Consider the following 23,621-nt stretch of genomic DNA (forward strand, 5'->3'; position numbering starts at 1 on the left):
ATGATCAAACAAGAAAACATAGTAATTATAGGTGCTGGTTTATGCGGAAGTTTATTAGCACTTCGTTTAGCACAAAGAGGCTATAAGGTAGCAATGTATGAAAGCCGTCCAGATTTACGAATTACCGATATTTCGGCAGGACGTTCTATTAACTTAGCATTATCGGATCGCGGTTTTAAAGCTTTACGCTTATGTGGTGTAGAAGAAAAAGCGCGTGAAATTTGTATTCCGATGTATGGACGTTTAATGCACGATAGAGAAGGGAATACGTTTGCATCGAACTATTCAGGTAGAGAAGGAGAGTATATCAATTCTATTTCAAGAGGAGATTTAAACGGAATCTTATTAAATGAAGCGGAAAAACATGAAAATGTAACCATACATTTTAATACCGAATGTACTTCGGTAGATATAGAAAATACAGTAGCACACTTTAAAAATTACAATACCAAGGAAGAGTTTTCAGTAGATGGAGATGTGATTTTTGGAACAGATGGTGCTGGCTCTGCATTGAGAAAGAGTTACTATTTAGAAAGAAAATTCTTGTTTAGCTATTCACAGAATTTCTTAACGCACGGATATAAAGAATTAGAAATTCCTGCAGACAAGTTAGGAAACCATCAAATAAGTAAAGATCATTTGCATATTTGGCCTCGTGGAGAGTATATGTTAATCGCGTTACCGAATTTAGATGGAAGTTTTACGGTAACCTTATTTTTGAGTTACGATGAAGGAGAATACAGTTTCAATAACTTAACTTCCGAAGAAAAGATAACCGAGTTTTTTGAAAAAGAATTTTCAGATGCGTTGGCTTTAATACCAAGTATAAAAGACGAATTCTTAAACAACCCAACAGGGGCTTTAGGAACGGTAAAGTGTTCACCTTGGCATTATCAAAACAAGACCTTGTTAATGGGAGATGCGGCACACGCGATTGTTCCTTTTTATGGACAAGGAATGAATGCTTCGTTTGAAGATGTAACTGTATTTGATACGATTTTAGATACACACGAAGGAGATTGGCAAGCGACTTTTAAAGCGTATGAAAAAGCACGTAAAGAAGATACCGATGCGATTGCTGATTTAGCCATTGACAATTTTTATGAAATGCGAGATCATGTAGCGAATCCATTATTTAAGCAAAAGAGAAAGTTAGAAATGGATTTAGAAAAGACATTCCCTGAAGAGTATTTCTCGAAATACTCAATGGTAACCTTTAATGAAGAGATTCCGTATGCAGAAGCGATGAAAAAAGGACGTGCGCAAGATAAAGCCTTGTTAAATATGGTAGCTCATCACGATTTAGATACCATCACCGATTTGAATGAGGTGTTAAAAAAGGTGCAAGAAGAAACCAACGAGATTTTAGAAGAAGATAAAATAGCAGGATTATAAATGAATAGATATATAATATTACTAAGAGGGATTAATGTCTCGGGAAAAAACAAGCTTCCGATGGCTGAATTACGAGAAATGTTGAATGAATTAGGGTTTCAAAATGTACAAACCTACATTCAAAGTGGTAATATTATTTTAGATTCTGAAGAAACAAAAGAGATCGTTTGTCAGAAAATTAAAGAAGTGATTGCTGCTAAATTTGGATATGATATGCCTGTACTGGCTAGAACACCAGAGGAATGGAAAAGTACACTAGAGAACTATCCGTTTTCACAAGAAAATGAAAAAATAGTAGCTTTTACTTTTTTAGATAGAATAACTAAAGAATCAGTTATCGAAGTTAATGGAATTAACGAAGACAAATATGAAATAGTTGATGATGTGGTGTATTTGTATTGTCCGTCTAATTTTGGAAGTACTAAATTAACAAACAGTGTAATTGAAAAGAAGTTGAAAGTAACAGCAACTACACGCAATTTAAAAACAACGATAAAACTATTAGAATTAGCAATTTCATAAACGTCATTTCGACCAAAGGGAGAAATCTCATGTAAAATACGTTTGGAAGCAAAAAATATAAAACATGGACAGTAAAGTAATCAAAGGAAAAGCGATACCAAGAGGGAAATTTCCACATGTAAAACAAGTAGGAGATTTTATTTATGTATCAGGAACAAGTTCTCGAAGACCTGACAATTCTTTTGAAGGAGTTGAGGTAGATGAATTTGGAACGACCAACTTAGATATTAAAAAGCAAACCAGAGCGGTAATAGAAAATATTCGTGATATCTTACAAGAAGTTGGCGCTGATTTATCTGATATTATAGATGTAACTTCATTCTTGGTAAATATGAATGATTTTGGAGGCTATAATGAAGTATATGCTGAATACTTTGACTATAACGGACCAACTAGAACAACAGTTGCTGTGCATCAATTACCACACCCACATTTATTGATTGAAATTAAAGTGGTGGCGTATAAGCCAAAAGCTAAAAGCTAAAAGCCTTATGCAGAACATTAAAAACTACATAAACGGAGAATTCGTTAATCCAATTAAGGGAGGGTTTATAGATAACTACAATCCTTCTATTGGAGAGGTGTACGGTCAAATTCCAAATTCTACTACAGAAGATGTAGAAAAAGCATATCAAAGTGCTAAATCTGCTTTTAAGCAGTGGTCGAATACTACCTTAAACGAACGTAGAGATATTCTTTCTAAAATAGCACAGTTAATTCAACTGAGATTACCTGAATTGGCAAAAGCTGAAGCTAAAGATAATGGAAAACCATTAAGTTTGGCTAAAGCGATAGATATTCCGAGAGCCTCATCCAATTTTCAATATTTTGCAGATGCGATTACACAATTTTCATCTGAAGCTCATGAAAGTATTGGCTTAGGAGCGATGAATTTTACGTTACGTCAACCTATTGGTGTAGTGGGATGTATTTCTCCGTGGAATTTACCACTTTATTTATTCACGTGGAAGATTGCTCCAGCAATAGCCGCAGGAAACTGTGTGGTAGCAAAACCAAGTGAAGTAACACCCATGACAGCCTATTTATTAGGTGAGATTTGTAATGAAGCAGGTTTACCCAAAGGGGTGTTGAACATAGTTCACGGATTAGGAACTACCACAGGACAAGCTATTATAGAACATCCAGATATTAAAGCGATTTCATTTACAGGAGGAACTGCTACAGGGGCACACATAGCTCGTACAGCAGCACCTATGTTTAAGAAGTTATCGTTGGAGTTAGGGGGTAAAAATCCAAACATCATTTTCGCGGATTGTGATTATGAGAATATGTTAGCGACTACAGTTCGTTCTTCATTTGCGAATCAAGGTCAGATATGCTTATGTGGAAGCAGAATTTTTGTAGAAGAAAGTATCTATGAGCAATTCAAAAAAGATTTTGTTCAGAAAGTATCAGAACTAAAAATAGGAAATCCTTTTGATGAAGATACAAATATTGGAGCCTTGGTGTCAAAGCCACATTTAGAAAAGGTAAAATCATATATAGATATTGCGGAACAAGAAGGAGGTAAGATTCTATATGGAGGAAATACAGTAACGGTAGAAGGTAGTGAGAATGGATATTATTTAGAACCTACTATTATAGAGGTTTCTAGTAATCAATGTAGATTAAATCAAGAAGAAATTTTTGGACCAGTAGTAACCTTAATGTCTTTTAAAACGGAAGAAGAGGCTTTACAATTAGCTAATGATGTGGTATATGGATTGTCATCAACATTATGGACAAACAATTTGACGAGAACCATGCGATTGTCTAAAGAATTACATGCAGGGATTGTTTGGGTAAATACTTGGTTGTTGCGTGATTTGAGAACTCCTTTTGGAGGTCAAAAAGCGAGTGGAGTAGGGCGTGAAGGAGGTTTTGAAGCATTACGCTTTTTTACAGAACCCAAAAATGTATGTATAAAATATGAATAAGGAAATAAAAGAAAAAATAATTGATGTTTGTAAAGAGAAAATTGCTAAAAAAGGAGAAAACGTAGGGCTTTCGTTTTATGCATTTTTCAAAAATAAAAATGACAATCCGAAAGTACTGATGGAAGTGGCTACTTGGTGGATTCAGACACATCAATTAGATCATTTTGAGAAAGCGGTTAAGATTAAACAAATGATTCAGAATAACGAATAAAATGAATTTAGATATACAACATAAAAACGCCTTGGTATGTGGTAGTACACAGGGAATAGGAAAAGCATCGGCAATACTATTGGCTCAAGAAGGAGCAAATGTAACGTTAGTAGCTCGTAGCGAGGAAAAACTAAAAGCGGTGTTAGCTGAGTTACCAAATGACAATCAAAATCACGGTTATTTAGTTGCTGATTTTACCAATCCTGCAGACTTAAAAGAGAAGTTAGAGGCAACAAATTTACAGTTTCATATTTTGGTAAATAATACAGGAGGTCCAGCAGGAGGTCCAGTATTCAACGCTAAATTAGAAGAGTTTGAACGTGCTTTTACGATGCATTTAAAATGTAATCATGTGTTAGTACAGGCGGTGGTTCCATTTATGAAAGAAGAAAATTATGGTAGAATTATTAATGTAATTTCTACTTCTGTAAAACAGCCGTTGGATGGTTTAGGAGTTTCGAATACGATTCGTGGTGCAGTTGCTAACTGGAGTAAAACCTTAGCGAATGAATTAGGTCAATTCGGAATCACGGTAAATAACGTATTACCTGGGGCAACTGCTACAGAACGTTTGACAGAAATTATCAATAATAAAGCAGCAAAAACAGGTAAAACAGTTGAGGAAGTTGCCGAAATGATGAAAAATGCATCGCCTGCAAAACGTTTTGCTAAACCTGAAGAAGTAGCTAATGCTATTGTGTTTTTAGCAAGCGAAAGAGCAAGCTTTATCAATGGAATTAATGTTCCTGTAGATGGAGGAAGAACAAAAAGTTTGTAAGCTTATAGAATCAATACAAATTTAAGTAACTTTATAAAATTTCCGTCATTATGAGGAAGTATGACGAAATAATCTCAAGAATAAAATAACGGATTGCTACAGCAAATTGAAATTTGTTTCGCAATGACAAAATCTAAATAAAATGAGCAAGTTAGTACAACCTTTGAATTTCAAAAAGTGGATTGATGAAAATCGTCATTTATTAAAACCACCAGTAGGAAATAAACAAGTTTGGGATAATGGTGAATATATCGTAATGGTTGTTGGAGGACCTAACAACCGTAAGGATTACCATTACAACGAAACACCTGAGTTTTTCTATCAATTAGAAGGAGATATGGTGCTGAAAATTATTGATGATAAAGGTGAAATGATTGATGTTGAAATTAATGAAGGAGATATTTATTTGTTGCCAGGAAAGGTACCACATTCACCACAACGTAAAGCAAATACCGTAGGGTTGGTTATCGAATATCCACGTGATAAAGGAATGATGGATGCTTTAGAATGGTACTGCGAAAATTGCGGACATCAATTATATAGAGAAGAATTTGCTTTAGACAATATTGAAACGGATATGCCGATAATTTTTGATAAGTACTATTCTGACAAAGAGAAGTGTACTTGTGATAATTGTGGTACTGTAATGGAAGCTCCTAATAAAGCATAAATTTTGCAATTGAAAAATAACATGGAAAAACGCAAATTAAGAATAAACGGACATTCACACTTGTTACCTTACCCAGAACAGATTCCGCAGTTTATGAAAGACAAAGGAATTTTTTGGGTAGATAAGGACCGAAAGTTCATGTTACAAAAAGATTGGAGTCGACCAGTAACTGACTCTAGTTTCTTTTTAGATGAAAAACTAGCATGGATGGAGCATTTTAAAATTGATCATGCTGTGGTATTAAATCTGTCTCAATTATACGGAAATGGTTTGCGCTTAGAAGAGATGAAACAGGCCTTACGTTTTCAAAACGATTTTAATGCGCGTGTACAACATGAAAACCCATCTAAATTTACAACTGGTTTCGTGGTGCACCCAGGATTTGTTCGTGGTGCTTTATGGGAAATAGAACGTTGTGTTGAGGTATTGGGAATGCGTTTGTTGTGTTTGCCAACACACTATATGGATACTATTGGTACTTGGCGTTGCATTTTTGATGAAGAAAACGAACCTATTTTTGAATTAGCTAATAAATACAATTTAGCTGTTGAAATTCATCCATATGATGGAGAGAAGTTTATCAAACTACAAAATACAAGTTGGCGTTTTCACTTAATTTGGATGTTAGCGCAATGTGCGGACGCATATCACTTTTTAACCTTAAATGGATATTATGAAAAATATCCTAATATGCGAATTTGCTTTGCTCATGGTGGACAGTTAGCGCAAATGAACTTAGGACGTCGTATACAAGGTTTTGATGGAAGACCAGATTTGTTTGAAGGTAAAACTCACCCTAGAAAAGCGGTGGGGCACAAAAACATTTTCTTTGACACATTAGTCCATGACACCGGTTCGTTAGATTTACTGATTAAAAATCAAGGTTCCAAGCAAGTGTTAATAGGATTAGATGATCCATATCCATTAGGAGAGATGGAGAGTGAAATTCAATCGTCATATCCAGGGAAAATTTTAGATTTAGCAATTGATAGAAATATTATCACAGAAACAGAACGTGATGAGATGTGGGAGGATAATGTATTACAGTGGTTATTCGGAGATGATGAAAAAGCAAAAAAAGATTTAGTATCTAAAATTCTTAAATAGAAGAAGTAGATATAAATAAACAAAAAACCGAAGCTAATACTTCGGTTTTTTGTTTTATAAACTATTTAATTTACCTAATAGTTTTACAAGCTTTCCTTTTGTCTTAGCGTATTCATACTCATTTTTAATTTCTTTCAATTTACTCTCAATTAATTTTACTTCTCTATAATTAATTAGAAAAATAGAGCTCTCTCCCAAAGAAAATTTACGCTCTTCACTTTTTACAATTGTATTATAATCGTTTACAAGGTTTTTTAAAATATCATTTTGTTTTTTGTATGATGTAATTTCTTGCTCGGTAGCCGTTATTTTGTTTTGTAAAGAGACTTTAGTTGATGCAATTTCAAAGTTGATATCTTGTAGTTTTAGCTTAGCAAGTTTTAAATCTCCTCTAGATTTACGAAGAAAAAGAGGAATGCTAACTTGAAGAGAATTTTTATAGTTAGCAGTACTAAAAGCATCAAAATTATCCACTTTTGAAGCAAGGAAGTTATACTGAAAATCTACTTTAGGTAATAGATTGTTTACTTTTAGTAGCTTATTTATTTCTAGGTTTCTTTTCTTTAATTCTAGCAACTTTAACTTAGGGTGGTTTTCAAACTCATTATCAAATAAGGTGGTTACTGAAGTATTTAGAATAATATCAATATTAGAAAAAGTAGTAACGTCAGGAATTATTTCTTCTTTTATTTCCATAGGAATATTGTTACCAATCCATAAGTAATTAGAAAGTTCGAGTTTAGATTTAATGTATTTAATATTCGCTTTTTCTAGGTCTAAATTTCTGTTTTTTAAATTTATGTTAGCTTCTAAAGTGTCGATAGCTGGTTTATCACCAGTTTTAAAGCTTTTCTTTATATTTTTTAGTCTGGTACCAGCATTAGTATAATAATCTTTATAAACATTATAGTTCTGGTAGTATTGTAACCAATTTAAGTATGTGTTGATAGCTTCAAATAAAATATCATTAACTAATAGCTGTTGTTCTAATTTACCTTGTTGAGTATAGAGTTTAGCTTGTTTTAAAGTAGCCATTCTTTTGTTAATAAATAAGTTTTTAGCCAGAGAAATTGATATACCAACGTTATATAAGCCATTTTCTGGAGTATTATGCTCTGGGTTTAAATACTGACCAGAATTATTTTCATAACTACCTTTTAATTCTATTCCATACCAGGTTGGAATTTTAAAGGTTGAATTTAACTTTTTGTAATAATCTTTGCCTTTAAATTCTTTTCTGTCATAGTCTACTTCTATTTTAGGATCAAAACCACCTCTAGCTTTTAATAATTTAGCCTCATTAGTACTAGTAATAAGTTCGGCTTGTTTTATAACAGGATGATATTTTTTTACATACCCTAAATATTCTTCTAAACTAAGTTGAGTACTAAAATTATTCTGTGCTGTAGCTATAAAGCTTAGTAATAAAAAAAAGATATTTAACCTTTTCATCTATTTGTTTTTTATTGTTTACAAAGAGTTTTAGCCTTCTTTTTTTGACTTTTTACCACTTTCTTTATTATTTGGTTGATAGAAGTTAGGAGGGAAGCTGTTAATCTGTCTCCATAACTCAAACCATATAGGTACATTTTCCAATAAGGCAATGGTTTTTGCTCCAGAGCCTACTCTAATAGCTTTTGGCCAAGGTTCTTGCTCGTTATTAGGAACAATTAAAACACGATACTTCCCGTTACTACTAATAAAATTTTCGATAGCTACAATTTTAGCACCGTAAGTTCCGTATGATACATTAGGCCAACCACTAAATACCATGGCGGGCCAACCGTCAAACTGAACACGAACTTCCTCACCAATGTGTATCAATGGTAAATCTATGGGTTGTATGTACATTTCAACTGCTAAGTCGTAGTCAGCAGGCATAATATTTACTAATTGTTCACCTTCTTTAAAAGTTTCACCAATACCAGACTTTATAGCTTTATTAATGTATCCATCTTGTGGAGCAGTAATGAATAATAAAGAGCTTCGTTTGCTATAATTAGCTAAGCTAGTTTCTAGTTTTGAAACTTGAACTTCGGCGTCATAAGCACCAGATTGAGCACTATATAAACTGCTTTCTGTTTTAGAAAGTTTATCAGCATAAGAAGCTTGTGTACTACTAATAGCTAATTGAGCATTGATGATATTATTTTTAGAAGTAAAGAATTTATTTTCTTGAGAAATCAATTTAGCAGATAACTCTTGAAGTTTCGCTCTTTTTTCTTCAACATCTTTTACAGCTTTTAAACCTTCTTTTTCTAAAGTGACAGTTCTGTCAAACTGAGTTTGTGCTATTTTTTGTTTTATTTTAATAGCTTCAAAATCAATACTATCACTTTTAGTCTTTAAATAAGCTTGCTTTAATTTATTTTTTGCCTGTTCTAGTTTTAGTTTACGCTCTTTTTTAATCGCGATAATCTGATTTTGTAAAGCATTGATTTTATTGTTGTATGCTTTTGCGGATAGTGTTTTAGAGTTTAACTGTTTACCAGTTCTTTCAGCAAGTTTAGTGTCAAAATATCCACTTTTTATTTCTGAAATCCTTAAAATAGTATCTCCTTTCTTTACAAAATCTCCTTCTTGTACAAACCATTCTTCAATACGTCCTGGAATTTGAGATTGGAGTGTTTGTGGACGTTGATTAGGTTTAAGGGTAGTAACCTGCCCTTCGCTGGATACATTTTGAGTCCAAGGTAAAAACAAGATAATTAGTAAAATTACAGAAAAAACGAGTAGAAATTTTTTAAATAGTTTATGATATTCTTTTGTAAAGATATCTTTTCCAGATTTGAACTTTGTAATATCTATGTGATCTGAAACTGTATTTTTTGATATGTTTAACATGATTACCTAGGCTTTAAAGTTAGTTATACTACCTTTTTCAAGGGTAATTTGTTTGTTGCATTTCTCTTTCCAATATTCATTACGGCTCACAATAATTAAACTCCATGGTTGAGAAGTGTCAGTAATAAAGTCTATTATTTTTATAGCTTCGTTTTTTTCAAACTGATCAAGAGGATCTTCTAATATGAGTAATTTTGGTTTTTTGATTATTGCTCTGGAAAGAATAATTTTCTTAGCTACAGTATAAGCAATAAGTTTTCCTTCAGGTTTTAAATAGGTATCTAAACCTTTAGGTTGTTGTTTTAAGAATTCTGTTAGTCCTGTAATTTTAAAAATACTATATATTTCTTCGTCAGTTATGGAAGAGTCTCCAAATGTTATATTTTCTCTGATTGTTCCTTTAAAAGGGGTTTCTTCAGAAAGTGATAAACCTAAATTAGCTCTATAATTATTGATGAAAATACTTTTTAGAGATAAATCGTTGACAAAAATATGTCCATGAGTTGGTTCAATTAAACCAGAAATGAGTTGAATTAAACTAGATTTTCCCGAATTACTACTTCCTTGAAGTAAAACTCTATCACTAGAGTTTATTTCAAAAGAAACATTATCAATTACTGGTTTTGGTCTGTTGTTAACAACATATGAAACATCTTGAAGCTCAATTTTAAATGGTTTATCTCTATTAATATAACTACCTTCTTGTGATTCTATTGGTTTGTCGATGACTTCTCCGAGCTTTTCTAAAGATGTAAGTACATCGTAAAAAGATTCGAGTCCTAATATTAATTTTTCAACAGAATTCATAATTAGGATGATAATAATTTCAGCTGCAACAAATTGCCCAATATTCATTTGTTGTGTGAGTACTAAAAAACCACCTATAAGCAATAGACCTGCAGTGATAATTACTTTAAAGCTAATCATTTGTATATACTGCATAATGAGTACTTTAAAGTGACTCTCTCTAGATTTTAAATAATCATCTACCAGAATATCACTTTTTTCTAGCGCTAAATTTGTTTTTCCAGACAGTTTGAAACTTATAATAGTTCTTGCAATTTCTTGTAACCAATGCGCTACTTTATATTTGTTTTTTGACTCTTTTAAACTTGTTTCTAATCCCTTTTCTGCTGTATACTTAAAAACAACAAAGATTAACAGTAATACTAACAATCCAAAAATGATAAAAAATGGATGGTAAAATGAAAGGAGTAGTAAGGCAAAAATGATTTGTAACAAGGCAGAAGGAGCATCAATTAAAATTTTTGAAATACCTTTCTGAATAGTTAATGTATCAAAAAAACGATTGGCAAGTTCGGGCGGGTAATAATTTCTTAGTTCTATCATCTTAATTTTTGGAAAACGATAACTAAGCTCTATAGATGCTCTAGTAAAAATTCTTTGCTGAATAGTTTCAATAATTCTAAACTGCATCAGTTTTAAAATTCCACTAAAAGCAACACCAGCAGTTACTAATAAGACTAATACAATCCAAGAAGCAGAAATTTGAGCAGCTTGCAATAAGTTAATAATAGCCTGCACCCCTAGAGGAAGAGAGAGAGCTACAATACCTTCAAAAATAGCGTAATAAGCGATTTGGGTTGTGTCTTTTTTTTCTAGTTTAATCAGCCCTAAAAATCGTTGCCACGGAGTTAGTTTACTTTTTTCCTTCATTAGAAAGTACGTTTAAAGTTAATTCTGTAAAAAAGGATGTGGTAGTAGCATTTTCATCACAATTAGTAAGTGATTTAAAATGCAGCTTTATGAATTGTTGATGTAAAATCCCTTCAATTATAGTACTTGCTAATGTTAAAGGATGTTTGTACGAATTGTCATAATTACTAATAATTTCTGCAAAACGTTTTATTACTTCTTTATACAGTTTAAAAAACCCGTCTTTATTTTCAGTATCTACCTCTTTTGTAGAGTATGATTTTGAATTTTCATTGATTATGATTAAGTTAAGTAAGGCTTCATTTATATGAGAAAAGTTATTGTCTTGTTTGGCTTTTCTAGTTAAAACTTCAATAGCTTTAATCAATTTTTCTTTTGGGTTGTTAATACTATAAGTTTCTATTACTAAAGAATACTGAATCCATCCCCAATACCAAGAAGTTAAGTAGATTAAAAGTCTATGCTTACTTTCAAAATAACGATAAATAGAACTTTCGTTCGAGCCTATTACTTTGCCTAATCTCTTGAAATTAAAGTTTTCAAAACCAATTTCTTCAATTAGTATAATACTGTTTTCTATTATTCTTTTACCTAAATCAGATGTTTCAGGATCTTTAATATAAATACCAGAAGGAATCTCTATTTTTAAATTTGATAGTAAATTTTTCATAATTAAAAATTAACTGCGCAAATATAATAGTAAAACTATTAATTATGAAAATAAAAGTATTAATAAGGTGTTAATTTTAATTACATAAAATACTTATGAAGACTTTTTAGAATATGACTAACTTTATAGAATAGTGTTAAATTAAGATTTATTTGGGGTAAAAATGAATGTTTGAAGTACATTAAAAATAAAAAGCCTCAGAGTAATTTCTGAGGCTTTAAAATATATTTTAATTTGTTTTTTATTTAAACACAGAAGTGATGTTTAATGCTACATCATCCCAAGTTTTAGAAACTCCGTCAGCACCTTTATGCAAATCATTACAAGCTGTATTTAAGGAATCTAAAGCATTTTGAGCTTGCCAATCAGATATGTTCATTGTAGCGCTTAAGCTAAATTCTTTTCCGTTTAAAGTGTATTTAAAAGGAAGTTTTTTAGTAACGCTGTTCATAGTTAAATCAGCATAACCAATAGAATCATTTTCTAAAACTAATTTACCTGAAAGTAATTCTGTTTTATCCATAATTCCGAAGAAAAATTTTCTAATTTTAAAATCTCTACTACTGTCTTGAGTGAAAATGCTACTTACTGGAATTGAAAACTCTGCATCATTGATTGCTTCTTTTGCAGTATCTCCTTCACCACCAGTAGTAATGTTTACTTTTTGAAATTGACCTTTTACAGGCACTTTATCGGTAGTTTTATAAGCTACCCAGTTAATAGTATTGGTTGCGTCTTGTAAAACAAATGCTTTTTTAGTTACTTTAACTTCTTCTTTTGTTGTCTCAGTTTCTTTTTTAGCTTCAGATTTACAAGAAACAATTTGAGCAATTGTAAGACAGATAACTAATGAATAAACGATTTTTTTCATGAGGATTATTTTATGATTGAATTTACTAATTTAATATATTCTTCTTTAGCTTCATCTTCTCCCATGCCTCTAAGCTGCATCCATGCGTTGAACTTAAAAGCATTTCGTAGGTCGCTATTATCGTTAAATGTAAACCTGTCACCTTTTACGGCTTGTTTATAGTAAGCATATAAACGTAGCATAACATCAGGAGGAAGCTTTTCCTCTAGTTCAGATGCTATTTTATAAGCTTCTTTAAACCTTAAATCTAAATCATTTTCCATGGGTTTGGATAATTAAATGTGTAGACAGTTTACATTATATAATGTATATACAAATATACGAATGGCGCAAGGAAAAACAAGCTGTCAAGTCTATCTAATAATCCACCATGACCTGGCATAATTGTACCACTATCTTTTATATTCGCTTGTCTTTTAAATTTAGATTCTACCAAATCACCTAAAGAACCAAAAACAGCAACGATAACAGCAACGATTATCCAGTTAAGTATAGTGAAAATTCCTGAATACTGTCCTATAATAAATCCTAATACCATAGAAAAAACTACACCACCTATAAAACCTTCAATAGTTTTCTTAGGAGATACCTTTTCGAATAACTTATGTTTTCCGAAGTTTTTACCAACTAAAAAAGCAAAGCTATCATTCGTCCAAATAAGGAGAATAATATAAATTATTATGTGTGGGTTATAAATACTATTAATAAACGGAAGATTTATTAAAAAGTAAAAAGGAAAGATTAAGTATATAGCTTGTAAAAATACTTTTTGACTAGAAGCTTCTGTTTTAATTGGTTTTGTACTTATAAGTAGATATAATAAGATAGATAAACCTAATAGGGTAATTGCTAGTAAAAAATCATTGTAATTAATACTTGCTTTTACAGAAGAGAAAACAACGTAAGCCAAAAGTAGATATGGAATAAAACTTTTTGACTTTAAAATTTTAGAAAATTCCCAAATACAAACAGTAGCAAATATAGCTAGTAAACCTATATATGTTTCTGCAGAATATAAAATAGCAGAAATGAATAGGATAGCGTAAACAAGTGCAGAAAGTGATCTTGTTAAAAGATTAGACATAGGTTAAAGGTCTTCAAAGAGCAGCAAATATAAATCTTTTGTATTATTGTTGCCATAATTTAAGAAATTATCATCTTCTACTTCAAATTTATAATTTCTTATAGAGCTAATATTGGTCGGAATATTACCACTAAAGTGTGTTTTAATTCCCATTAAACCCTCTCCTGTATTTTTTACTAATTGACTAGTTGTAGCATACACAATAAAATGCTTAGAGTGTGTAGCTAATTTTTGGCTACCTAATTGATTAGAAGAGAATAATATCTCTCCTTTGTCTGCAATTAAGTGTTCGCAAGAGGTGAAAAACGGAACTGATTCTGATGAATGTTGTTGAACGTTTACATCAATTTTTTCAGTAATTTTTAATAAGTCATAATCTGTACAAGTAACTTTTCGCCAATTATTTTCTTGTAAGATATTTTTTAAATTATTAGTTACTTCATCTATCGAAGTACAGTATAAAAATTTACCTCCTTTATTGATAAAATGATGAACAAAAGAATCATCTAAAGATAAATGAACTACTTGCTCATTGATAATCTTCTCTTTAGATGATTCTTTAAAGGTTTTAAATAATTTATTGAAAAAATTCATTCAAATAAAAAACTATTCTTCAGTTGTTGTTTCAGTTTTTTCTTCTTCCTTTCCAAACGGTCTGTCTCCAAAGATTTTTACTAAATCGTCTTTGAAAATTACCTCTTTTTCAAGTAATAATTCAGCTAACTCAGTTAGTTTATCTCTGTTTTGATCTAGTATATCAATAGCTCTTTTGTATTGATTTTCGATAATTTCTGAAATTTCTTCATCAATTTTTTGAGCTGTAGCATCACTATACGGCTTTACAAAAGCATCATTTCCAGATGAATCGTAATAGGTAATGTTACCTACCTTATCATTTAAACCGTAAACAGTAACCATAGCACGAGCTTGTTTTGTAACTTTTTCTAAGTCGCTTAATGCTCCTGTAGAGATTTTGTCAAACATTAACTTTTCAGCAGCTCTACCACCCATGGTAGCACACATTTCATCAAGCATTTGTTCTGTTTGAACAATTTTTCTTTCTTCAGGAAGATACCAAGCAGCTCCTAATGATTGACCACGAGGAACGATAGTAACTTTTACCAAAGGAGCAGCATGCTCTAACATCCAACTTACTGTTGCATGACCTGCTTCGTGGAAAGCAATAACTTTCTTTTCTTTCGGAGTAATTACTTTGTTTTTCTTTTCTAAACCACCTACAATTCTATCAACAGCATCTAAGAAATCTTGATGCTCTATTGCATTTTTACCTTTTCTAGCAGCAATTAAAGCAGCTTCGTTACAAAGGTTGGCAATATCAGCTCCAGAGAAACCAGGAGTTTGTTGTGCTAAGAACTCTAAGTTTACGTTTTCCGCTAACTTTAGAGGTTTGATGTGTACATTAAAAATTTCTCTACGTTCGTGTAAGTCTGGTAAGTCAACATAAATTTGACGATCAAAACGACCTGCACGCATTAAAGCTTTATCTAATACATCAGCACGGTTGGTAGCAGCTAATACAATTACGTTAGTATCGGTACCAAAACCATCCATTTCTGTTAATAATTGGTTTAAGGTGTTTTCACGTTCGTCATTACCACCTGTCATATTGTTTTTACCTCTAGCACGTCCAATAGCATCAATCTCATCAATAAAAATGATTGAAGGCGATTTTTGTTGCGCCTGCTTAAATAAGTCACGTACACGAGATGCACCAACTCCTACAAACATTTCAACAAAATCAGAACCAGATAAAGAGAAGAAAGGTACACCAGCTTCACCAGCAACAGCTTTAGCTAATAAAGTTTTACCAGTACCAGGAGGTCCTACTAATAATGCTCCTTTAGGAATTTTACCTCCTAGTTTAGTATATTTTTCAGGGCTCTTTAAGAAGTCAACAATTTCTTGAACCTCTTCTTTAGCACCTTCTAAACCAGCTACATTTTTAAAAGTAGTCTTAACTTTAGTATTCTCGTCAAAAAGTTTAGCTTTTGATTTTCCGATGTTGAAAATTTGACCTCCAGCACCACCGCCTCCAGCAGCTCCTGACATCCTTCTCATAAAGAACAACCAAATCGCAATTAATAAAATAAATGGAAGGAAGCTGATAAGGGTATCCATCATGCTTGTTCTTTCAATATTTACTTTATCAAAATCAAGGTTGTTTTCTTTCTTTTCTTTTTCAATCTCGTTTTCAAAATTTTGTAAATCACCAAAATTGTAGCTGTACAACGGAGAACCTTTTCTAAAGAAAGGAGATTCAACTAATTTTTTATGCTCTTCTTTTTTTTCTGCTTCAGGCTTTAAGAAAATTTGAGCAACATTGTTGTTTTCAACAACTATTTTTTGAATATCGTTGGCTTCTAAAATTTTAGTGAACTCGTTTTTAGAAATATTACGAGATCCTAAATTACCAGAGTTAAAAAAACTTAACCCTAATAATATAATTAGTATTGGTATGTACAGCCAAAACGAGCTAAACGTAAATTTTGGCGTGTTTTTTTTATTATCACTCATAAATAGGTGTATAAAATGTTAGCAATTAAGCAGGGTTGATTTCTGTAATTTTTGCATCTCCCCAAAGACTTTCAATGTCGTAAAACTCACGAACTTGTTTTTGAAAGATATGTACAACAACATTTACGTAATCCATAAGAACCCATTCAGCGTTACCAAGACCTTCAACGTGCCAAGGTTTGTCTTTAAGTTCTTTGCTTACTACTTTTTGTACAGAGCCCGAAATGGCATTAACTTGTGTGTTCGAGTTGGCAGAACAAACTACAAAATAATCACAAACAGTGTTTTCTATCTCCCTTAAATCTAGTAACTGGATGTCTTCTCCCTTTACATCATCTATCCCTTTAATAATCACAGCTAAAAGATCGTCTGTGTTTGTTTGTTTTATTGTCATTAAATAAAATTAAGTTTTAGCAAAGTTATTGTTTTTTTGTGAGTAATTTATGTAATATTGATACTTGTTTCACTCACTAAATTTACATGAAAATAATCAAACTTAATGCCATCGATTCAACCAACACTTTTTTGAAAGATATGGTGTCAAAAATGTCAATTGATGATTTTACAGTAGTGGTTGCTAAAACTCAAACAAAGGGTAGGGGACAAATGAATTCAGAATGGGTAGTTGAAGAAGGTAAAAACTTGACTTTTAGTGTGTTTTGTAGGTTTGAAGCTTTGAGTGTTGAAAATCATAAGTATTTAAATTTCTGTGTTTCGTTAAGTGTTTTGGAAGCGTTGAAAAACATAGAAATACCAAATTTGGCGGTGAAATGGCCTAACGACATTCTGTCAGGAAATAAAAAAATAGTAGGAATTTTAATAGAGAGCTCTTTAAAAGGTAGTAATATAAGTTCTTCTGTAATAGGAATAGGGATTAACGTAAACCAAGATACTTTTTCTGAAAAATTACCTAATGCTTCTTCAATCAAAATAATCTTAAATAAAGAAACAGATTTAGATACTTTATTAGAAACCGTACTTTTTAAACTTAAAGAAAATTTAGAGCTTTTAGAAAAAAATGAATATCAGTTATTAGAAGAGAATTATTTAACAGTGTTGTATAAAAAAAATGTTCCGACGATGTTTAAAAACAATCAGAACATTTTATTTATGGGTAAAATCATTGGAGTTTCAGAAAATGGAAATCTCCAAATTGAATTAGAAGACGAAACGATTCAAGAATTTGGGTTGAAAGAAGTTTCGTTTGCTAATTTATAATTTTGCTAAGTTTTCAGTTAAAGTACCAATAAACTTTGTTAACGGAGCTTTCACCATCATTGCCATCATAGCATTGAACTCACCGTCAAACTTTAAAGTTACCTCACTTTCGTTTTCAGAAACCTCATTAATGTCAGCAGCTAATGTAAAAGGTAACTTACTGCTTGCAGCACCTAAAGTAACATTAGAATATTCGGTTTTATCTTTCATAACCAATCTAATTTCAGGCATGCCTTTTAAACCAAAAATAAAGCTATCACCATCTACTTCAAATTTTTGAGTATTCTCAGGCATTAATTGTTCAAAGTTTTCAAGTTTGGTTAAAAAATCGAATAAATCTTTAGATGACTTTTTTACAGTTACTGTATTTCCTTCTATATTCATTGTGCTGTTATTTTTCGTTTTGTTTCCATTTACTAGGTTCAATTCTCCAGTCTTCTAAAGTACGGAGCTCTTCGCTAGTTATATATTTACTGTCTAAAGCTTGTTCTAATAAGTATTCATAGTTACTTAATGTAGTTAGTTCTACACCGTCTGCTTTAAAATTTTCAGAAGCAATACTAAATCCGTAAGAAAAAATAGCTACCATACCTTTAACATTAGCATGTGCTTCTTTTAAAGCTTTTACTGCATTTAAACTACTTTTACCTGTACTAATTAAATCTTCAATAACTACTACATTCTGACCGCTTTCTATATGTCCTTCAATTTGGTTTTGTCTACCATGTTTTTTAGGCTCTGGTCTTACATATACAAAAGGCACTCCTAGTTCTTGAGCAACTAATATACCAATAGCAATAGCTCCGGTTGCTACACCTGCAATCACATCAGGTTTACCATGTTTTTCTTCAACCAGTTTAGCAATTTCTTGTTTCAGAAAATTCCTAACAGGAGGGTATGATAATGTAATTCTGTTATCGCAATAAATTGGAGATTTCCATCCAGAAGCCCATGTAAAAGGCTCTTTCGGACTCAATTTTATCGCTTTAATTTGCAAAAGAAGCTCGGCAGTTTTTTTTGCTGTATCTTTGTTAAAATCCATGTCGCAAATGTATAAAGTTTTTGTTAATGATAAACCAATAATCTTTACAACTTCAATTAAAAATGAAGCGGATTTTCCTGTTTATATTTACAAAAATACAATTATTGAAGAACTTATTTACAAGTTAAAAGTAGGTAAGATTGAAGGTGTTTACTTGTATTCGAATAACTTAGCTGAAGTTTGGTTAGAGTTTAAAGAAAAATTTAAGGTAATTGTTGCTGGGGGTGGATTGGTTTTAAATGACAACAACGAAGTGTTGTTTATATATAGAGGTAGCAAATGGGATTTACCCAAAGGAAGAATTGAAGAAGGGGAAGGAATAGAAGAAACAGCTATTAGAGAAGTAGAAGAAGAATGTGGTATTGAAAACCTAACAATACAAAGAAAACTTATTGATACTTACCATTTATTTGTAATGGATAATGAATACCGTTTAAAAGAGACTCATTGGTATTTAATGCATTCTGATTATGACGGGGAGTTAATTCCACAATTAGAAGAAGGAATTACAGAAGTGGCTTTTAAAGATGAGAAAGCAACCCAAGAAGCCTTAAAGAATAGCTACGCTAACATACAACTTGTCTACAATTCCTACGCAAACGGATAAGTTTGTGACACTCTGTCATAAAAAATAATTACTTTTTGCTCTTTTTCTGCCAAAATAAAAGATGAACTCTGTTGGCATACACTTTGACTAATACTACTCGTAAATTTGAATTAAAAACTTAAAAAGATAAATAAAGATTATGAGTAAAATTATAGGTATAGATTTAGGTACTACGAACTCATGTGTGTCTGTAATGGAAGGAAATGAGCCAGTAGTTATTCCAAATGCTGAAGGAAAAAGAACTACACCATCTATTGTAGCATTCGTAGAAGGTGGTGAGCGTAAAGTAGGAGATCCTGCAAAGCGTCAAGCAGTAACAAACCCAACAAAAACAGTTTATTCTATTAAACGTTTTATGGGGAACAAGTATTCTGAGTCTCAAAAAGAGGCAGATAGAGTACCTTATGAAGTAGTAAAAGGAGATAACGATACACCAAGAGTAAAAATTGATGATCGTTTATATACACCGCAAGAAATTTCTGCAATGATCTTACAGAAAATGAAGAAAACTGCTGAAGACTATTTAGGTCAAGGTGTTACAGAAGCGGTAATTACAGTACCAGCATATTTTAACGATGCACAACGTCAAGCTACTAAAGAAGCAGGTGAAATTGCAGGATTAACAGTTCGTCGTATTATCAACGAGCCAACTGCAGCAGCATTAGCTTACGGATTAGATAAAGCAAATGATGATAAGAAAATTGTAGTATTCGACTTTGGTGGTGGTACGCATGACGTTTCTATCTTAGAATTAGGAGATGGAGTATTTGAAGTATTAGCTACTGATGGAGATACACACTTAGGTGGTGATGATGTAGATGAAAAAATTATTAACTGGTTAGCAGAAGAATTTAAGACTGAGGAAGATATGGATTTACGCAAAGATCCTATGGCTTTACAACGTTTAAAGGAAGCTGCTGAAAAAGCTAAGATTGAATTATCAAGCACAACTTCAACAGAAATTAACTTACCATATATCACAGCTACAGCTAGTGGACCAAAACACTTGGTAAGAACATTAACAAGAGCAAAGTTTGAGCAATTAATCCACGATTTAATTGATAGAACAATTGAGCCATGTAGAACAGCATTAAAAAATGCTGATTTATCTACATCTGATATTGATGAAGTAATTTTAGTAGGAGGTTCAACTCGTATTCCTGCAATTCAAGAAGCTGTTGAAAAATTCTTCGGAAAAGCACCAAGTAAAGGTGTAAATCCAGATGAAGTTGTATCGTTAGGAGCAGCAATTCAAGGAGGAGTGTTAACAGGTGATGTTAAAGACGTATTATTATTAGACGTTACACCATTATCATTAGGAATTGAAACAATGGGGAATGTATTTACAAAGTTAATCGAAGCAAATACAACCATTCCAACTAAGAAATCGCAAGTGTTCTCTACAGCAGTAGATAACCAACCATCAGTTGATATTCACGTATTACAAGGTGAAAGAGCGATGGCAGCAGATAACAAAACAATTGGTCGTTTCCAATTAACAGATATTCCACCAGCACAAAGAGGAGTGCCTCAAATTGAAGTAACTTTTGATATTGATGCAAACGGAATTATTAAAGTATCTGCAGTAGATAAAGCAACTGGTAAGTCACAAGATATTCGTATCGAGGCTTCTTCAGGATTATCTGATGAAGAAATCCAAAAGATGAAGCAAGAAGCAGAAGCTAATGCTGATGCGGATAAGAAAGCGAAAGAAACTGCTGAGAAAATTAACGGAGCAGATTCTATGATTTTCCAAACAGAAAAGCAATTAAAAGAGTTTGGTGATAAATTATCAGCAGATAAAAAAGAACCAATCGAAGCTGCTTTAGAAGAGTTAAAGAAAGCACACGAATCTAAAGATCTTGCTGCTATCGATGCTGCAATGGAAAAGATCAATGAAGCTTGGAAAGTTGCTTCAGAAGAAATGTATAAAGCACAACAAGATGCACAAGCTAACGGAGCAGATGCACAAGGAAATGCAAATACAGGTTCTTCATCAGAAGGAGATAATGTAGAAGATGTAGACTTCGAAGAAGTAAAATAATTTTACATACTTAAGTTTTTAAAAGCTCGCCTATTGGCGAGCTTTTTTGTTTTCAATAAAGTTGCAGGATTTCTTTTAGAAAGAAAAAGAAACGTTTTAGAAAAGGATAAACCTCTTTCAGCAAGTTTTTCAGTGTGTTAGTTACTGTGCTTATACTTTTATTCCCAAATAAGGGAAAAGCGCTTTTATATAGAAGTGCAAAAAATAAAAATTAGAAAAAAAGACACACATGAGAAAAAAAATTACCATGTATGCAGGTGCTATTCTTTTTGTACTTGCAAGTATCACAAGTTGTGATAAAGATGAAGAAATTATTCCAGCAGTATTTTCTATTGATCAAATAGAAAAAGACTTCGGAACAGTAGAAGTAGAGCAGTCTACTAGTTATTCATTTGAAGTAACAAATAAAGGAGAAGCAGATTTAGAAATTGATGAGTTTGTTATAAAAGGAACAGATGCAGCAGATTTTTCTACAAGCGCAGTTCCTAAAGTAATTAGAAAAGGAGAGGCTTATAGCTTCGAAATTACTTTTGCTCCTCTAACTGAAGGAAACAAAGAGGCTATTTTAGAAATTACTACTAACATAGGTAAAAAAGAAGTAACAGTAACAGGAGTTGCAGAGCCAAAACCACTACCAACTGTAGATTTAAATGTAACAACTTTATCTTTTGGAGATGTAGAAATTAACCAAACAGATGATGCTACATTCACCATAACAAATAGCGGAGATGCCGATTTAGAAATTACTGCTTTTGAGGTAAAAGGAACAAATGCATCTGAATTTACAACGGCTGCAACAGCAGAAACGTTAGCTGTAGGAGGTACAAAAACGGTTTCGGTAACGTTTGCTCCAACAACAGAAGGGAATAAAACGGCTAGTTTAGAGATAACAACAAACGTTGGTGTAAAAGTTATAGCGTTAGATGGTAAAGGTACTGCGGTAGCAGAACCAGTAATGACATTTAGTGAGTCGCCAATTGCTTTTGGTAATGTAGAAGTAGGTCAAGAATTATCTAAAAACATTACTATTAGTAACACAGGAAATGCTGATTTAGATATTACTAATATAAATATAGTAGGAGGTAGTACCGCATCATATTTTTCAGTGGTAGGAGGAACAAGTTCATTAATAAGAACTATTGCCCCAGGTGATACATATACTTTTGAAGTTAAATTTACTCCAAGTTCAGAAGGGTTTGCTTCAGGGTCTATTAGGCTTTTAAATAATTCTAATGATAGTGATGTGTTTTTAGGAATGAATGGAACAGGAACAGCGCCAGCGCAACCTGCAATAGCTTTTAGCGAAACAGGATTAAATTTTGGTGATGTAACAGTAGGAAATTCTGGAAATGATTTAACTTTTGAAGTTCAAAATAATGGTCAAGGCAATTTAGAGGTAAGCAATATAAGTGTGAGTGGAGGAGCTGATGCTAATAATTTTACTTTAATAAATGTATCAGCACCTCAAACGATTGCGCCAAATAGCTCTTATGTTATAACAGCACGTTTTACACCACAATCTGAAGGACAAAAAAATGCAACGATACTTGTAGAAAATAATGACCCTACAAAACCAAGATATGCTATTGTTGTAACAGGTAAGGGTTTACAAGCCGCAACAGGTAATGTGGTTAATATACCAGACGCTAATTTTAAAACGGCTTTAGTTACTAATAATGCTATTAATACTAATGCTGACTCTGAAATTCAGGTTTCAGAAGCACAAGCTTACACAGGTGTTATTCGTGTTGATGGACTTAATATAGCTGATGTAACAGGTTTAGAGGCTTTTGTAAATATTTCACAATTTCATGCAATGAACAATTCTCTAACTAGTATAGATTTAAGCCAAAACACAGCAATAACACATTTATCGTTAAATAATAATAACTTAACTTCATTAGATCTTTCAGCTAATACTGCTTTACAAACAATATTAATTAAGCAGAATAATATAAGTTCAATCGATTTAACAAACCACTCAAGTTTAGGTAACTTTCAGTGTGGTGATAATAATATTTCAACCTTATTGTTACCAACAACTGCAAATAGTTTAAAATCTTTATACTTAGAGCAAAATCAAATTAGTTCGTTAGATGTTTCTATGTACCCAGATTTAAGAAGTTTAATTGTTTACAACAACAATTTAACAAGTTTAGATATTTCTGCTAATTCAAAAATTAGAAGCTTGCATGTTAGAGATAACAACCTATCTAGTTTAAATGTAGCCAATGGTAATAATGTAAATTTTATTTACATGGTTGCAGACAGAAATCCTAATTTAACATGTATACAGCACGATGCTGGATTTGATCCTTTAAATCCACCAAACACAGCAGCAAATCAATGGATAAAACCTACAAGTGCTAGTTGGAATACAACCGCATGTCAATAAAAAAACATTCCCTT

At 32.1% G+C, this 23,621-nt stretch carries 24 protein-coding genes; 12 read left to right on the forward strand and 12 right to left on the reverse strand.

The window, feature by feature from the left end; translation table 11 throughout:
* From ACKTSU_RS04625 to ACKTSU_RS04660, 8 genes are all read left to right on the forward strand, one after another.
* Entirely contained in the window at positions 1-1,395 is a 1,395-nt protein-coding gene (locus tag ACKTSU_RS04625; RefSeq protein WP_408035178.1) for an FAD-dependent oxidoreductase, read from the forward strand.
* Complete coding sequence (locus tag ACKTSU_RS04630) at positions 1,396-1,917, forward strand: DUF1697 domain-containing protein (protein ID WP_408035179.1); 522 nt, start codon at positions 1,396-1,398, stop codon at positions 1,915-1,917.
* A 64-nt stretch (positions 1,918-1,981) separates the two neighbouring features.
* On the forward strand, positions 1,982-2,401 hold the full coding sequence (locus ACKTSU_RS04635) for a RidA family protein (protein ID WP_408035180.1): 420 nt from the start codon (positions 1,982-1,984) through the stop codon (positions 2,399-2,401).
* Between the two features lie 7 nt (positions 2,402-2,408).
* Positions 2,409-3,854: an aldehyde dehydrogenase gene (locus tag ACKTSU_RS04640; RefSeq protein ID WP_408035181.1), complete on the forward strand. Its 1,446-nt coding sequence runs from the start codon at positions 2,409-2,411 to the stop codon at positions 3,852-3,854.
* A complete protein-coding gene (locus ACKTSU_RS04645; RefSeq protein ID WP_408035182.1) occupies positions 3,847-4,065 on the forward strand; it encodes a DUF6500 family protein in 219 nt (72 codons plus the stop codon). The genes ACKTSU_RS04640 and ACKTSU_RS04645 overlap by 8 nt, the downstream gene beginning before the upstream one ends.
* Position 4,066: 1 nt before the next feature.
* Complete coding sequence (locus ACKTSU_RS04650; protein ID WP_408035183.1) at positions 4,067-4,843, forward strand: SDR family oxidoreductase; 777 nt, start codon at positions 4,067-4,069, stop codon at positions 4,841-4,843.
* Positions 4,844-4,985: 142 nt separating this feature from the next.
* Positions 4,986-5,513 carry a 3-hydroxyanthranilate 3,4-dioxygenase gene (locus ACKTSU_RS04655; RefSeq protein WP_408035184.1) on the forward strand — a complete coding sequence of 176 codons (528 nt, stop codon included), beginning with the start codon at positions 4,986-4,988 and terminating at the stop codon, positions 5,511-5,513.
* 21 nt (positions 5,514-5,534) lie between these two features.
* The gene (locus ACKTSU_RS04660; RefSeq protein WP_408035185.1) at positions 5,535-6,620 is read left to right on the forward strand and encodes an amidohydrolase family protein; all 1,086 of its coding nucleotides are present in this window, start codon (positions 5,535-5,537) and stop codon (positions 6,618-6,620) included.
* Between the two features lie 54 nt (positions 6,621-6,674).
* Here ACKTSU_RS04660 and ACKTSU_RS04665 read toward each other — a convergent pair whose 3' ends face one another.
* The 10 genes from ACKTSU_RS04665 to rsfS form a co-directional block, all read right to left on the reverse strand.
* Entirely contained in the window at positions 6,675-8,072 is a 1,398-nt protein-coding gene (locus ACKTSU_RS04665; protein ID WP_408035186.1) for a TolC family protein, read from the reverse strand.
* A 30-nt stretch (positions 8,073-8,102) separates the two neighbouring features.
* On the reverse strand, positions 8,103-9,464 hold the full coding sequence (locus tag ACKTSU_RS04670; RefSeq protein WP_408035187.1) for an HlyD family secretion protein: 1,362 nt from the start codon (positions 9,462-9,464) through the stop codon (positions 8,103-8,105).
* A 6-nt stretch (positions 9,465-9,470) separates the two neighbouring features.
* The gene (locus ACKTSU_RS04675; protein WP_408035188.1) at positions 9,471-11,141 is read right to left on the reverse strand and encodes a peptidase domain-containing ABC transporter; all 1,671 of its coding nucleotides are present in this window, start codon (positions 11,139-11,141) and stop codon (positions 9,471-9,473) included.
* Positions 11,125-11,811, reverse strand: a complete 687-nt coding sequence (locus tag ACKTSU_RS04680) for a TetR/AcrR family transcriptional regulator (RefSeq protein WP_408035189.1) — start codon at positions 11,809-11,811, stop codon at positions 11,125-11,127. The genes ACKTSU_RS04675 and ACKTSU_RS04680 overlap by 17 nt, the downstream gene beginning before the upstream one ends.
* A 241-nt stretch (positions 11,812-12,052) precedes the next feature.
* Positions 12,053-12,682: a YceI family protein gene (locus tag ACKTSU_RS04685; RefSeq protein WP_408035190.1), complete on the reverse strand. Its 630-nt coding sequence runs from the start codon at positions 12,680-12,682 to the stop codon at positions 12,053-12,055.
* A 5-nt stretch (positions 12,683-12,687) separates the two neighbouring features.
* Positions 12,688-12,945 (reverse strand): acyl-CoA-binding protein, encoded by a 258-nt coding sequence (locus tag ACKTSU_RS04690; RefSeq protein WP_028893071.1) that lies wholly within the window; start codon positions 12,943-12,945, stop codon positions 12,688-12,690.
* Positions 12,946-12,974: 29 nt separating this feature from the next.
* Positions 12,975-13,766 (reverse strand): phosphatidate cytidylyltransferase, encoded by a 792-nt coding sequence (locus ACKTSU_RS04695; RefSeq protein WP_408035191.1) that lies wholly within the window; start codon positions 13,764-13,766, stop codon positions 12,975-12,977.
* Positions 13,767-13,769: 3 nt separating this feature from the next.
* The gene (locus ACKTSU_RS04700) at positions 13,770-14,360 is read right to left on the reverse strand and encodes a hypothetical protein (RefSeq protein WP_408035193.1); all 591 of its coding nucleotides are present in this window, start codon (positions 14,358-14,360) and stop codon (positions 13,770-13,772) included.
* Between the two features lie 12 nt (positions 14,361-14,372).
* Positions 14,373-16,301 (reverse strand): ATP-dependent zinc metalloprotease FtsH, encoded by a 1,929-nt coding sequence (gene ftsH / locus ACKTSU_RS04705; protein WP_408035195.1) that lies wholly within the window; start codon positions 16,299-16,301, stop codon positions 14,373-14,375.
* A gap of 25 nt (positions 16,302-16,326) precedes the next feature.
* Positions 16,327-16,695 carry a ribosome silencing factor gene (gene rsfS / locus ACKTSU_RS04710; protein ID WP_028893075.1) on the reverse strand — a complete coding sequence of 123 codons (369 nt, stop codon included), beginning with the start codon at positions 16,693-16,695 and terminating at the stop codon, positions 16,327-16,329.
* An 86-nt stretch (positions 16,696-16,781) separates the two neighbouring features.
* On the opposite strand from rsfS, the gene ACKTSU_RS04715 reads away from it, so the two are divergent.
* Positions 16,782-17,519, forward strand: coding sequence for a biotin--[acetyl-CoA-carboxylase] ligase (locus tag ACKTSU_RS04715; RefSeq protein WP_408035197.1), 738 nt, complete (start codon positions 16,782-16,784; stop codon positions 17,517-17,519).
* On the opposite strand, the gene ACKTSU_RS04720 is transcribed toward ACKTSU_RS04715, so the two are convergent.
* Both ACKTSU_RS04720 and pyrE read right to left on the reverse strand, forming a co-directional pair.
* The gene (locus ACKTSU_RS04720) at positions 17,514-17,903 is read right to left on the reverse strand and encodes an SRPBCC family protein (RefSeq protein WP_408035198.1); all 390 of its coding nucleotides are present in this window, start codon (positions 17,901-17,903) and stop codon (positions 17,514-17,516) included. The genes ACKTSU_RS04715 and ACKTSU_RS04720 overlap by 6 nt on opposite strands.
* Before the next feature lie 7 nt (positions 17,904-17,910).
* Positions 17,911-18,561: an orotate phosphoribosyltransferase gene (gene pyrE / locus ACKTSU_RS04725; protein ID WP_408035199.1), complete on the reverse strand. Its 651-nt coding sequence runs from the start codon at positions 18,559-18,561 to the stop codon at positions 17,911-17,913.
* Positions 18,562-18,568: 7 nt separating this feature from the next.
* Between pyrE and ACKTSU_RS04730 the strand changes: the two genes are divergently transcribed.
* The 3 genes from ACKTSU_RS04730 (at position 18,569) to ACKTSU_RS04740 (ending at position 23,607) form a co-directional block, all read left to right on the forward strand.
* Positions 18,569-19,168 carry an NUDIX hydrolase gene (locus ACKTSU_RS04730; protein ID WP_408035200.1) on the forward strand — a complete coding sequence of 200 codons (600 nt, stop codon included), beginning with the start codon at positions 18,569-18,571 and terminating at the stop codon, positions 19,166-19,168.
* Between the two features lie 139 nt (positions 19,169-19,307).
* The gene (gene dnaK, locus ACKTSU_RS04735) at positions 19,308-21,212 is read left to right on the forward strand and encodes a molecular chaperone DnaK (protein WP_408035201.1); all 1,905 of its coding nucleotides are present in this window, start codon (positions 19,308-19,310) and stop codon (positions 21,210-21,212) included.
* A 229-nt stretch (positions 21,213-21,441) separates the two neighbouring features.
* A complete protein-coding gene (locus tag ACKTSU_RS04740) occupies positions 21,442-23,607 on the forward strand; it encodes a choice-of-anchor D domain-containing protein (RefSeq protein WP_408035202.1) in 2,166 nt (721 codons plus the stop codon).
* Positions 23,608-23,621: the final 14 nt, after the last annotated feature.

It is taken from the genome of Tenacibaculum aestuarii, assembly GCF_964510395.1.
GTDB classification, from domain to species: Bacteria; Bacteroidota; Bacteroidia; order Flavobacteriales; family Flavobacteriaceae; genus Polaribacter; species Polaribacter aestuarii.